This is a genomic window from Basilea psittacipulmonis DSM 24701 (assembly GCF_000743945.1).
Lineage (GTDB): Bacteria > Pseudomonadota > Gammaproteobacteria > Burkholderiales > Burkholderiaceae_B > Basilea > Basilea psittacipulmonis.
Genome location: NZ_CP009238.1, coordinates 1,310,059 through 1,323,435, shown reverse-complemented (window position 1 = coordinate 1,323,435; position 13,377 = coordinate 1,310,059). Strand labels below are relative to the sequence as shown.

General features: G+C 37.5%; 10 protein-coding genes. 9 read left to right on the top strand and 1 reads right to left on the bottom strand.

Going from position 1 to position 13,377, the window contains the following annotated elements; all coding sequences use genetic code 11:
* Window positions 1-15: 15 nt before the first annotated feature.
* From lapB to IX83_RS08605, 7 genes are all read left to right on the top strand, one after another.
* The gene (gene lapB / locus IX83_RS05735; protein WP_038500148.1) at window positions 16-1,176 is read left to right on the top strand and encodes a lipopolysaccharide assembly protein LapB; all 1,161 of its coding nucleotides are present in this window, start codon (window positions 16-18) and stop codon (window positions 1,174-1,176) included.
* Between the two features lie 84 nt (window positions 1,177-1,260).
* The gene (rfaE1, locus tag IX83_RS05730) at window positions 1,261-2,223 is read left to right on the top strand and encodes a D-glycero-beta-D-manno-heptose-7-phosphate kinase (protein WP_051919386.1); all 963 of its coding nucleotides are present in this window, start codon (window positions 1,261-1,263) and stop codon (window positions 2,221-2,223) included.
* 16 nt (window positions 2,224-2,239) lie between these two features.
* On the top strand, window positions 2,240-3,232 hold the full coding sequence (gene rfaD, locus IX83_RS05725; RefSeq protein ID WP_038500145.1) for an ADP-glyceromanno-heptose 6-epimerase: 993 nt from the start codon (window positions 2,240-2,242) through the stop codon (window positions 3,230-3,232).
* A 228-nt stretch (window positions 3,233-3,460) separates the two neighbouring features.
* Window positions 3,461-3,781, top strand: a complete 321-nt coding sequence (locus IX83_RS05720; protein ID WP_051919384.1) for a ComEA family DNA-binding protein — start codon at window positions 3,461-3,463, stop codon at window positions 3,779-3,781.
* Window positions 3,782-4,116: 335 nt separating this feature from the next.
* Complete coding sequence (gene dld, locus IX83_RS05715; RefSeq protein ID WP_038500142.1) at window positions 4,117-5,844, top strand: D-lactate dehydrogenase; 1,728 nt, start codon at window positions 4,117-4,119, stop codon at window positions 5,842-5,844.
* 386 nt (window positions 5,845-6,230) lie between these two features.
* Window positions 6,231-8,357: a RecQ family ATP-dependent DNA helicase gene (locus IX83_RS05710; protein ID WP_038500140.1), complete on the top strand. Its 2,127-nt coding sequence runs from the start codon at window positions 6,231-6,233 to the stop codon at window positions 8,355-8,357.
* A gap of 1 nt (window position 8,358) precedes the next feature.
* Entirely contained in the window at window positions 8,359-10,179 is a 1,821-nt protein-coding gene (locus tag IX83_RS08605) for a hypothetical protein (protein WP_051919380.1), read from the top strand.
* 513 nt (window positions 10,180-10,692) lie between these two features.
* Here IX83_RS08605 and IX83_RS09025 read toward each other — a convergent pair.
* Complete coding sequence (locus tag IX83_RS09025; RefSeq protein ID WP_158332741.1) at window positions 10,693-10,866, bottom strand: hypothetical protein; 174 nt, start codon at window positions 10,864-10,866, stop codon at window positions 10,693-10,695.
* A 125-nt stretch (window positions 10,867-10,991) separates the two neighbouring features.
* Here IX83_RS09025 and IX83_RS05700 point away from each other — a divergent pair, with 125 nt between their 5' ends.
* Window positions 10,992-11,591, top strand: a complete 600-nt coding sequence (locus IX83_RS05700) for a hypothetical protein (protein WP_038500137.1) — start codon at window positions 10,992-10,994, stop codon at window positions 11,589-11,591.
* 525 nt (window positions 11,592-12,116) lie between these two features.
* Complete coding sequence (locus IX83_RS05695) at window positions 12,117-12,920, top strand: hypothetical protein (protein ID WP_038500134.1); 804 nt, start codon at window positions 12,117-12,119, stop codon at window positions 12,918-12,920.
* Window positions 12,921-13,377: the final 457 nt, after the last annotated feature.

Here is a 13,377-nt window from a genome sequence, read left to right as displayed (position 1 = left end):
TTCTAAGGAGTCGCAGTGGAATTTGAACCATGGTTATTAATCTTTGTTCCGATTATTTTTGCTTTAGGATGGTTGGCTGCTCGTTTTGATGTTCGACAGTTACTGAAAGAAAATAAGTCATTGCCTGATTCTTATTTCAAAGGCTTAAATTTTTTATTGGAAGAAGAACATGATAAGGCAATTGCAGCCTTTGTAGAAGTTGCTAGACTCGATCCTGAAACCATAGATTTGCACTTTGCTTTGGGAAGTTTATTTAGACGTAGAGGTGAGATAGAACGAGCCATTTATGTTCACCAAAGTTTACTGTCTCGTGAAGATTTGCCATTGAAAGACAGAGAAAAAGCCTTATTTGAAATCGCCCAAGATTATTTGAAATCAGGCATGTATGACCGAGCAGAAGAAACGTTTAAAATGGTCCAATCTGGCAGTTATGCAGAGCAGGCGACCCGTTCTTTGATTCATATTTATGAAATTGTGCATGATTGGCCTAATGCGATTGAAGCAGTGAATCAGTGGGCAAGATTATCGCATGAATCCATCCCTCAAGTTATTCACTATTATTGCGAGATGGCTCAGGTCTATATGTCAACTGATCCTGAGAAAACGCAAGAATATTTACAATTAGCGCAACAGGCATTAAAACGCTTTGAAACGCCTGCCGCTCGCGCAAGATTAAATATTTTATTGGCTCAGTTTAATGCTTTAAACGTGTTATCCGCTCGTCAATATTATCTGGATATTTTGACACATTCCCCAGAATATGCAGGCTTGATTGCACCAGCGATGATTCAAAACTACGCTCATACACAGGAGCAAGCAATCGCTTTTGATTTATTAGAAAAACACTTTATGCAATATCCTAATGTGGATTTGTTCACGGCGGTATCTAAGGCCTTGTATGCACATGATCCAGAAAAGGCGCGTCAGTTTGCTCGCCAAGCTTTGCGTTTGATGCCGTCTTTACTAGCTTTAGAGAAGACATTGTCGATGGAAAAGGAATTGGCCTCACTCACGGATGATGTGGGTTTGTTGTACAATATTATTCGTCGAGATAGTCAAAAACTAGATAAGTACCATTGTCATTCATGTGGATTTGATGCCAAGATATTTTATTGGCAATGTCCAGGTTGTAATAAATGGGAAACATACTCTCCTAAGAAAGGCGAGTTGCTTTGAGTCACTGACGATCCGTTTAAAAAGGAATGATAAGTAGTTTGGATCACATCTTATTTAAAAATAAATCAGGTAGGTAATCTTTTTATGTTTTCAAAAGAAAAAGTAAAATCAGTGAAGATTTTAGTGATTGGCGACGTGATGTTGGATCGATATTGGTTTGGTTCGGTTGATCGTATCTCGCCTGAAGCACCTGTGCCTGTTGTGCATATTAAAAAATCCGATGATTGTTTGGGTGGTGCGGCGAACGTGGCACGAAATATTAAAAGTTTAGGGGCACAAGTAAGCTTGGTCGGCATTATTGGACAGGATGATGCAGGAAGAAAAATTCAACAACTTGCCGTTGATGAGGGCATCCATGCTCACTTTGTGGTGGATGAAAAATTACCAACGACTTTAAAGTTAAGAATTTTAGGTGGTCAACAACAACTCTTACGTATCGATTTTGAAGATAAGCCACATGCTGATACTTTAAAACAGATCCAAAATAATTTAGAGCGTTTGTTGGATGAACATGATGTTTTGGTTTTATCCGATTATGCAAAAGGCGTGTTAAATGACGTGCCTGCTTTGATCGCTTACGCCAAAAGTAAACATAAACTGATTTTGGTGGATCCAAAAGGTACGGATTATGACCGTTACATCGGGGCCAGTTTAGTTACCCCTAATCGTAGTGAAATGCGTCAAGCCGTAGGAGCGTGGGCCGATGAAGCCACATTAACCGAAAAGGCTGATCGTTTGTTAAAACATTTGAAATTAGAAGCCTTATTGGTGACCAAGTCTGAACAAGGAATGACGTTATATACAGAAAACAACCGTTTTCATGTCGATGCCAATGCACATGAAGTATTTGATGTTTCAGGGGCAGGCGACACAGTATTGGCGACCTTGGCTGTTTCTAAAGCCATGGGAATGTCTTGGGAAGATGCTATTTATTGGGCCAATATTGCGGGTGGTATTGTGGTCGGAAAGTTAGGTACGTCAACGATTACCGCAGAAGAGTTAAATCAATTTGTCAAAGAATCTGAGATATTGGCTCAACAGATTTAATCAAGGAGTAAAACGAATGTATATCGTCACAGGTGGTGCTGGTTTTATTGGCAGTAATATTGTTAAAGGGTTAAATAAACGCGGTATTACCGATATTATTGTGGTGGATGATCTTTTAGATGGCGACAAGTTTATCAATTTACGTGATCATCAGATTGCCCATTATTATGATAAAGATGAGTTTAGAGAACTGCTGTTAGCTCGATTGATCGATATTCCTAAAGCGGTGTTTCATTTAGGAGCTTGTTCTGCGACAACTGAGCGAAATGGCAAGTATATGATGGACAATAACTATCAATACACTTGTGATTTGTTTGAATATTGCCAAGAATTTGAAGTGCCTTTGATTTATGCGTCCTCAGCAGCGACTTATGGGGCGGGTCCTCATTATGTGGAACGTTTAGAAAATGAACGTCCATTAAATGTATATGGGTATTCAAAATTTCTTTTTGACCAAGTACTTCGCCGTAAGATGAAAGAGGGCTTAAAAGCTCAATGTGTGGGATTGCGTTACTTTAATGTTTATGGGCCTTATGAACAACACAAAGGACGTATGGCCTCCGTGGCGTTTCATCACTATCACCAATTTAAGAAAAACGGTTATGTAGAATTATTTGGTGGTTGGGATGGCTGGGGTAATGGCGAACAAAGCCGTGATTTCATTCATGTTGATGATGTGGTGAACGTGAATTTGTTTTTCTTAGATCATCCAGAGATTTCGGGTGTTTATAACTGTGGTACAGGTCGTGCACAACCATTTAATGATATTGCAGTTGCCGTGGTGAATACGTTAAATGCACAAGCTGGAAAACCGACCTTATCTTTAGATGAGTTGGTGGCCCAAGGATATATTCGCTACGTTCCATTCCCAGAGGATTTAAAAGGTCGCTACCAAAGCTATACTTGTGCAGACTTAAACTTGTTAAGAAGTACAGGTTACGATCAGTCATTCTTGGATGTTGCTCAAGGTGTTAAATCGTATGTTCAGTTTTTAGAAGAACAGGCCTAAACGGATGTGTTCATCGCCCTGTGCCTGATGTCAAGGATATGACTGTATCGGTGTTTTGATGTCGGTGAGTGATATGTGACGCGGGCGATGAAATAATATTTTTTCGTATTTATTACATGAGATAAAAAGCTCCTAGTTTCGTGATGAACAGGGGCTTTTTTGTTGTATAAGGAAATGGGAAGAGTGTGTTGATGTGAGATTTTTGATGGTTAATTAGGAGAAATAAATATGAAGAATTGGATATTATGCTGCTGTATTTTTATATTTAACACGGCATGGGCGGTTGATATTAATGCCGCCAGTATGGCAGAACTGCAAACCCTAAAGGGAGTAGGTCCAAAATTGGCTGAAACGATTTATTTAGAACGTCAAAAATCATCGTTTAAATCAGAAGAAGATTTGCTTGAACGCGTTAAAGGCTTAGGGAAAGTGAAATTGGCCAAATTACTTAAACAGGGATTAAAGATTCCTGCTTCAGAAAATACCGCCGCCCAAGTCATTTACCCTAGACCTGTGAAACCCGTTAAAAAGATGGTGGAAATTAAATAACCTCTTAAAAGATTCTTTTCGTGATAATTTGTCGGTATAGATGACAGATAGGCGTGATGAGGAGGCTGTGTCGCTAGCTAGAATCGGGGTTGGAGGGGGGTAAAGATGATTAGTTTTTAACGATAAAAGTCGTTTTGGAACAGGGAAATAATACTTATTTGTTAAGGGTAAAAAAGAACGTTAATGATGTGTTAATGAATGCTTTGATCAATCTATCAAAAATATTGATTAATCAGTAAAAATAACGTTTTATAAGAATCATTAATCAGCAACGAATGCTTAAAAAAGAATGTAAAATATTCGTTTTTAGTTGTTTTTCTCAATAGGAATGTTTTATGTCGCATCCGTTTATTCAAGAAGCAAGACAAATAGTAGGGGTGGAGCATACCATTACCGATCCCCGCAAGATGGAACGTTTTACCAAAGGGTTTAGATTCGGTTCAGGTAGTGCTTTGGTAGTGGTTCAGCCAGCTACCTTGTTGGAGATGTGGAAAATTGCTCAGGCTTGCGTCAAGCATGATCTTATTCTTATTAACCAAGCCTCTAATACTGGCTTAACAGGCGGTTCTACACCAGATGGTGATTATGATCGTCCCGTTGTTATCATGTCGAATAGACGTGTCAAAGGTATTTTTCTTATTAATGATGAAAGCCAAGCGATCGCTTTGCCAGGTGCGAATTTATTTGAATTAGAAGATGAATTGAGAAAACATAACCGCGAACCCCACTCTGTGATTGGCTCTTCATGTATTGGTGCCTCAGTAGTGGGTGGGATTTGCAATAACTCGGGTGGTGCATTGATTCATCGCGGACCTGCTTATACTCAGTTAGCGATTTATGCCAAACTGCATGAAGACGGTGTGTTGAGATTGCACAATGAATTGGGTGTGAATTTGGGAGACGATCCTGAAACGATTTTGACACGATTACAAAACAGAGATTTTACGTCTGATGATGTGATTAATGATCCAAGCAAAGTCGCTTCCGATCACGAGTACCAAGAAAGAATTAGAGATGTGGACGCAGATACACCCGCACGTTTTAATAATGACGGACGACGTTTATACGGTGCCTCGGGGTCTGCTGGTCGTTTGGTGGTTTTTGCGGTTAGAGTCGATACATTTGAAAAACCAAAACGTGAAAAAGTTTTCTATATTGCGACGAATGAAACGAAAAATCTATCTAAAATCCGTCGCCATATTTTGAGTCATTTCAAAGAACTTCCCGTTTCAGGCGAGTATATTCATCGAGACTATTTTACGGTTTCTGAAAAATACGGACGCGATACAGTGCGTGTGATTAAAAGCGTGGGTTCTAAGTATATTCCCAAGTTTTTCTCGTTCAAAAGTAGTGTAGATCGCGTGTTAAATCGCTTTTCTTTCTTGCCAAAAGGTACGTCAGACTTAGTGATTCAGTTTTTCATGAACCTGTTGCCTAGCCATTTACCTAAGTTTATGTTGGATTTTAATAAAAAATACGAACATCATTTGATTTTGAAAATGGCGGATGATGGTGTGGACGAGGCCCAACAGTATTTTGATGAATTCTTCAAAGAGCACGAAGGGGCTTGTCACGCTTGCACGCCAGAAGAAGGTGAAATGGCGATTTTGCATCGTTTTGCTGCTGCAGGTGCTGCGAAACGTTATCAAGTGGCACTGGGTAAACAATCTGGCGGTATTATTGCCTTTGATGTCGCGTTAAGACGTAATGACGAAGATTGGTTCGAGGTCTTGCCACCAGAGTTAGATAAACTATTTGTGTCTAAACTTTATTGCGGGCATTTCTTTTGTCATGTGATGCACCAAGATTATATTGTTAAACCGGGTGTGGATCCGATGGAAGCAAAAATGGCGTTATTCCCGCTTTTTGACCAACGTGGGGCCCAATATCCTGCAGAACATAATGTAGGGCATTTGTATCAAGCCAAAGAAGAGCTTAAAAACTTCTATCGTGAAAACGATCCGACCAACTCATTTAACCCGGGGATTGGTAAAACATCACGTCTGAAAAACTGGTGTGATTGTGGCGAGGAACATGATGGCTTATTTTCAGGCATGAAATAAAACTGTCATCCGTTTTCTACCTAGCACTCCCATTGTCTGTGAGAGATGATGGGAGTTTTTTTTATGCATTGTTATCTCTGTCAAAACAAAAAACTAAATGTACAAGAGGCTTATAAAATCAGTGATCTGGGTGGATATTAGAGTTTCATGGAGAGGGGGTTAAAGTAATGTGAATCATGTCTAACTAATGAAAAAGAGATGATTGGTAGTGGAATGTGGATGGTCAAAGTTAGTGTTTAGTGTGGATTGAGGACTTTATAAAACTAAATGAGAAAGATGTTTATATAAAGTGTTGTTTTTTTGAATAATACAAATTTGTAAAAAATCCATTAATTGAATAGTTGTTGATAAATTTATCAATATAAGTTTTGAATGAGGAACAAGCAATGGATCAACAAAAAATTGAATTAGAAGCAATGAAAATTTTAAAATCTGCATACGGGGAAAATGCGACGTTCAGAGACGATCAACTGGAAGCGATTGTGTCTGTCGTTAAAAAACAAAAAACACTGGTTGTTCAAAAAACAGGGTGGGGAAAATCGCTGGTTTATTTTATCGCTACTAAATTATTAAAAAAACCATCATCCCCCATACCGCCCAATGTACCGAATATATTTAGAAGTTTATACAGCACAAGTGGCCCTACTACTTTGATTATTAGTCCACTTTTGGCATTGATGAATAACCAAGTAGAAGCAGCACAAAAGTTGGGGGTGAATGCAGTAACGATAAATAGTGAGAAATCAAAAGATGAAGAAAATGCTATTTATGCGAATCTGCATAATATCGATGCCTTGATTGTCTCGCCTGAACGCCTATCTAATGCCACTTTTATGAAAAAATTGGAGCAGATTACCACACTTGAATTAATTGTGGTGGATGAGGCACATTGTATTTCAGAATGGGGGCATGATTTTCGACCAGATTATCAGCGTATTCTTTATTTGCTTCAAAATTTACCCGCTAATGTAGCTATTTTAGGCACGACTGCCACTGCGAATGAACGCGTGATTAAAGATATTCGACAACAGCTAGGTGAGGATACGCAGGTATTCAAAGGTCCTTTGGTAAAGAAAAATTTAGCGATTCAGATTAATCCTAGCCAAAACTTTTCAGAAAGAATGGCATGGTTGCTATCTGTTTTATCACCAGGTGGAAAACTGCATGGTCTTCAGGGGATTGTTTATTGTTTGACCACCCGTGAGTGTCACCGTATTGCTAGTTTGTTAAAAGAAAATCATATTCTTGCAGAAGAATACCACGGATCACTGGATAAGGAAGAAAGTGCCAGTTATCTTGATAAATTTTACCGTAATGAAATTAACGTGTTGGTGGCGACGACCAAACTAGGGATGGGGTATGATAAACACGATGTTCGATTTGTCATACATTATCAGCTACCTCAAAACTTGATTGCCTATTATCAACAAATTGGTCGTGCAGGTCGCGATGGCAAGCTGTCTTATGCCGTATTGCTTCATGGATCTGAAGATGATGAAATTATTGATTTTTTTAATAAAGGATCATTAGCTTCTCCTCAAGGGTTGGATGAAATCATTTCTTTGGCTAAGAATGGTGTAAAACAAACTGAAATCATGGAAAAGATGAATTTAAAAACGGGGATAATAGGTTCTTCTTTAAAGTATTTGGAGACTCATCGTTATATCTATAAAGAGAATAGTATTTATAGAAAAAATTTAATGAATAATTTTAATATTGCCCAAGAAGCTGAAAAACAACAGCGTTTACGTGAATCTAAACAAAATGAATATAAAGCACTGAAAGAATACAGTACGAAAAAAGAGTGTCTAATGCAAGCGGTTGCCAAAGAATTGGATGCTCCTGATGGATATGAAACTTGCGGTGTATGTGCTGTTTGCCAAGGAAAAGAGTTGTTTTCAACAATGAATATTTTAGAAAATGATATTCGAAAAGTGGATGAATTCCTTAAATGTACGACTGGAAAAATTTCGCCAAGAATAAAATTTGCAGATCGCAGTAATATTCCTGTTAAACTCCGAATGCAGGAAGGATGGGTTTTAACAGATATGTACTACTCATTACTTGGTCAGAAGGTTAAAGCAGGAAAGTATATAGATAATCGTTTTTCGGATGAGTTGCTCGCAGAATCTGTGGCATTACTTAAAGATGAAGTTGCAGGATTGGGAATTGATACCGTGGTAGCGATTCCGAGCTTGAATCGACCTGAGTTGGTACCAGACTTTGCACATCGGTTATCGGATGCACTCGGTTTAAGATTTGTGCCTCAAGCACTGTTTAAAACCAAACCCTCGCATGAACAAAAAACTCAATCAAATAGTGTATTGCAGGAATCAAATGTAAGAGATTCACTTGGGTGCGATCCACGTTATATAAAAGACAGTATAATTTTATTGGTTGACGATATGGTTGACTCTAGATGGACCTTTACTGTTGCTTCTGAGTTATTATTGCGTAATGGAGCAAAGGCGGTTTATCCGTTTGCTTTGGTACAAACAGGATCGGCAGATTAGTATGAATTTAAGTAGTAATGAAAAACAATTGATTGCTTGGTTTAGTGATTTGCTGGATCAACCACTTTCTCAGCAAGAATGTGTGGAGTTGGGAAAGCTGGTTGATGCGGGCGATGTTCAAGCAGATCGTTGGAATGAATATATTTCTGATGAGTTGATTAATAAGCTACATTACCTAAATGGACAAGCGTTTCGATTGGGAAATGAGCTGGAGAAATTGAATCGACGCGGTGTTCAGATTAAATTTGAGCCATATTTAACACTCCCGTCTGCGATCAGTCATCGTTTGTTGCCACAGATTCCTTTTATTTTTCTTTGTGGTCATGAAACATTATTGAACGAGCATGTTCCAGTGATCGAAAGTTTGCGGGCACTCAAAAAACATAGTCCACCTAGTATTTTAATAGCCGATAGAAGTTTGGATGAGTTACTAAGAAAACGTCTAGTCAGTGATAAAATTGAAAATAAAGAACTTTTAATTGTCTCAAACAGGATTAAATCTAAGGCTATGGTAGTGCGTTCAAAAAATGATGAGTTGGATAATCAGCTTGAAAAGGACTTATCGTCAAGTGATTCTAGAAAATCTGTCTTTATTTCTGGTTCAAGAAGTTTTAGTAAGATACCTGAAGAAATTCAGCATTCTTTGAAAAAAATTTCAGAGGCTGGATTTCAAATCTTGATAGGGGATTCTGATAAAGGTATAGACAAGGTAATTATAGATTATTACAGATTGAATCTTTTATATCCACACGTACATATCTATACGATTGGAAAGTATCCAAGGGTTGAAATACCTGATGAATGGAAATATACGTCGATTTCTGTGAGTGACTCGAATAAAAAACCTCAAGAACAACAGATGGAAAAAGACAGAGTGATGGGTAATTTGGCTGATTATGGTTTGGCCATTTTTCATCCTGTTAGTAAAAATAAACGTTTTGGACACTTCCAAGTTAGTAGTGGCACGTTAAGAAATACGATTCAACTGCTAATGAGAGGTAAATCCGTTAAATTCTTTTATGTTTATGATAAAAAAATTCAATATAAGGCATTGAAAAACCTTAGTGATTTAGAAGGACTTCTCAAACTATACGAGAATGAGCCTAATGTGAGCGAAACCTATCAAGCTAAAGATAAAGGAGAAATGGTTGAAAAAGAATTTACGAACATTAAAAAATATGAGTTAATTCGTAAGAAATATGATGAACTTTTAAAAAAAGAAAAAGCGGTTAAAGATCTAATCAATTCAGAAGAGGATCGGCAGGGGCAAGCAGAGGAAGAAGAGAATTTAGAACTGTTCTCTCAGGAACAAACGATGGATAAGGAGAATGCCGAACAGAGTGAGCAGGAGCAAAAGGCAGAATCAGTGAATGCAGGACTGGCTGAACAAGCAACGGAAGAAGTGAATTTAACGTCGAATGTTCAAGAGCAAGAAGTGGATCGGGAGAATGCCGAACAGAGTGAGCAGAAACAAAAGGCAGATTCGGTGAATGCAAGACTGGCTGAGCAAGCAGCGGAAAAAGCGAATTTAACGTCGAATGTTCAAGAGCAAGAAGTGGATCGGGAGAATGCTGAACAGAGTGAGCAGGAGCAAAAGGCAGATTCGGTGAATGCTGGACTGGCTGAGCAAGCAGCGGGAGAAGGGAGTTTAGAACTGACCGTTCAGGGACAAGCAATGATTTTGGAAGACGCAAAAAAGATCAAAAAAGAAAAACGAAAATCTCAAGCGAGTAAGAAACAGAGTGATCGAAAAAAAGAAGGCAATGTAAAGAACCAAGTAAATCAAGAGTTTGAGCAATTGACGCTTAAAATAGATGAATAAGTTAATGATCTTTCTAAAACCAGCTACGATAACTGGTTTAGAATGATTATCAAGATCGTTGACTATTGATTGTTTAAGTGACAGCTGTTCTTTCTTGAAGTCTTTTACTGCATAAAGCGTTGATGGCATTATTCATTAACCATCGATAAACAACGCATTGCATTTACACTCAGATAAACGAATGACCGATATGTATAACGTTCATCAAGTCTAATTGATGTTATGTTCTTGCAGACGGTCATTTTTTTTTAAAGTCTTGTTGACTTGAGTAACTTTTTTATTTATCCCTTTTCAAGAGTACCTTTTAAAAGATGTAGGAATGCTGATGAATGCTACGATTCCTACGAATGCGTCTTTGTCCTATTAAATTTATTAGAAAAATCAGACAAAGATCCATGCCTGTGTTAGCGATGAAGCAAAACCATCCAATACCTGTGATTCTGCCACCACACAAATTCGTAAATAAAACGAAACGATGAAATAAAGATTCACAATAACAATGAAAGCAAGGATTCATGCCTGTTTTAGCCATGAATCAAAACCATCCAACACTTGTGATTCTGCCACCACACAAATTCGTAAATAAAACGAAACGATGAAATAAAGATTCACAATAACGATGAAAGCAAGGATCCATGCCTGTGTTAGCGATGAAGCAAAATCATCTAACACTTGTGATTCTGCCACCACACAAATTCGTAAATAAAACGAAACGATGAAATAAAGATTCACAATAACGATGAAAGCAAGGATTCAGGGCTTTGTTGAGGTAGTTAAAAATACTTTTGGTTTTTTTAGGGTAGGTAAGTAATATGAATAATCGTTTTGCGTTTTCTGGGTTACAGCTAAGCCGTGATGTTCAGGGGCTTATCGTAAATCCGCCTGAAACCGATAAAAAACCTAGTCGTGACTATCCAGGTATTCATGAAAATCCTTATATTTCCGATCTTTCTTTTTCCAGTCAACAGGTTGAAAAACCTAAAAGACTAGTTTTTAGACCTTCTATAGATTTATCTGATGGTTATATTAATTTACCATTTAATGGTGATATAGGTTTAGATGAAAAAACGTCTTTAAGTTCAGATAAGCTATCTCAAGAATCTAACGTCGATTTGATTAAAAAAGAGTCGAAACAGTCAGAGGCTGGGTCTTATTTCAATACTCATAAATACTTTGCTTTAAGGCTTACGGAAAGTGAGAAATTAGCCATTAAACTAGGTTACGAGATGGTTGAAGATGAGAAAGCCTATAGAGGGCGTTATTTTATTAAAAATGGCTTGAAGTGGATACATAACATCGGGGCGTTAAGAGTTCAATTATCTAAAATGTATAGTCAGTGTGTTACGGATGTGGATTTGTTTGAAGATTTTCATTATGATGTAGAGGCCTATTATTGCTACAACATAGATTAAAATTTAAATAGTTTTGGCACATCGTATCGCTTAAATTTCTAGAACTTCAATAAAAAAATATCCCACACTTAAACGCTTAAAAACCGCCACACGCCTTAAAACAAAATATCCTCATTATCCATCTGTAAATGTTATCGTCCGTATCATCCAGACAATGGTGAGCATCAAAAGTGGGGATCAAGTGTGGAGAAATAAACAAAATTTCAAAATGAGTAAAATTAAATAAAACAGTTGTGATATATGAATAAAATTAATTTAGATCAAAAGAAAAAGAAAAGCCACTGTATGATTTGTATCATTCTTGATGAAAAAGAACCATTTTTAAAACAAAATCATCTAAGATATTCGTTTTTTGTTACAAAAATTGTTTAAATAGTTGAGTAAGTGTTATCAACATCATATAATATGAGGTTGTTACTATAGAGATTTATCTAAGAAATCATTTATACTAAAGGAATCAGGGCATTTCAGATTATAATCTGTCATGTTTGGGTTTGATGAGTGGTTAAGTTTTAAGGGATTGTTATGTTTAAAAAGGCAGCCATAGCACTATTATCTGTGGTTTTTCTTACGGCTTGTGCGGTAAAGGAAAATCCTAGTGAGCTTGTCTATAAAATTTCAGAACAAGATTTTATGAGGCTTTACGGGGTAACAAAGGGTATTGATCTTTGTTTGAATCCTGAATATGAGGGACGCACTTTGGAAGACATCCAGAGTAATCCGATGAACTTGACTAAGCCTCAGGCTTATCTCATGTATAACTATTATTTGAGTTTTGAACAGGCAATTCTAGGTATCAATAATAGTCGTACGTTACGTTCTAGTCCTGCAGCGATGCGATATAAAATGGACTTAGAGAAAAGATTATGGCCAAGATTGTCTAAAATGCGTATTGAACAGGTTGCCAGTGTATTGCCACCTGCTGAATGTAGTGCATTTAGACGTAATTTTGAACAAGAGGCTGTTCTTGTTGAAGACTTGATGAAGCGACAAGAAAGAGAACAAATTACTCGCCAAAGAGAACAAGAACGTCGTAAACAACAGGCTTTAGAAGCATATTACCAAACAGCTGAAGGTAAAATGGAGTTAGTTCAGCAACAACAATTAGCTGAACAACAAGCGATGCAACAGCAGTTAGCACAGCAACAGCGTTTAGTTTATGAACAATTAGTTGCTCAACAACAAGCGGCTCAGTTGAATGCAGCCATCCAACAGCAACAACTTTTACAGCAACAGATGCAGTTCCAACGTCAGATGAGACAGATGAACCAGATTAATGAACAGCTGTACAAGGATACAGAAACGACCGAGAGTACATGGCCTTGGTAATGTGAGTCGAGAAGTAAAATTAAACAGGATAAGATGTTCTTATCCTGTTTTTTTATGTGAAAAAATATTTTTAAGTTTTGTTAGAGATTGGCTACAAGGATGTGAATTCGTGCTCATAAGCTTTTTTAATATATCCCCGTTAAAAACGCTAATCTTAGCCAACAAAAAAAAGTGGTAGCAACCTTAAACACACCACTACAAAAGCATGAATGACGACTTAAACTAGCCAACATTCGATAAGCCTGTTCTTTAGCATTCTTTACTAAAAAAACGTTAATCTTAGCCAACAAAAAAAAGTGGTAGCATCCTTAAACACAGCACTACAAAAGCATGAGTTCACGACTTTAAACTAGCCAACACTTTAATAAAACGATAAGCCCCATCCTGTATAGAGATTGAAGTCGTCTTAAAACGCCAATCGTGTGATGTAAACGAGATTGAACTAAGGTGTTTCGCT

Coding starts and splice junctions, on each gene's coding strand:
- rfaE1 (WP_051919386.1), top strand. CDS start 1,261: ATGTTTTCAAAAGAAAAAGTAAAATCAGTGAAGATTTTAGTGATTGGC.
- rfaD (WP_038500145.1), top strand. CDS start 2,240: ATGTATATCGTCACAGGTGGTGCTGGTTTTATTGGCAGTAATATTGTT.
- IX83_RS05720 (WP_051919384.1), top strand. CDS start 3,461: ATGAAGAATTGGATATTATGCTGCTGTATTTTTATATTTAACACGGCA.
- dld (WP_038500142.1), top strand. CDS start 4,117: ATGTCGCATCCGTTTATTCAAGAAGCAAGACAAATAGTAGGGGTGGAG.
- IX83_RS05710 (WP_038500140.1), top strand. CDS start 6,231: ATGGATCAACAAAAAATTGAATTAGAAGCAATGAAAATTTTAAAATCT.
- IX83_RS08605 (WP_051919380.1), top strand. CDS start 8,359: ATGAATTTAAGTAGTAATGAAAAACAATTGATTGCTTGGTTTAGTGAT.
- IX83_RS05700 (WP_038500137.1), top strand. CDS start 10,992: ATGAATAATCGTTTTGCGTTTTCTGGGTTACAGCTAAGCCGTGATGTT.
- IX83_RS05695 (WP_038500134.1), top strand. CDS start 12,117: ATGTTTAAAAAGGCAGCCATAGCACTATTATCTGTGGTTTTTCTTACG.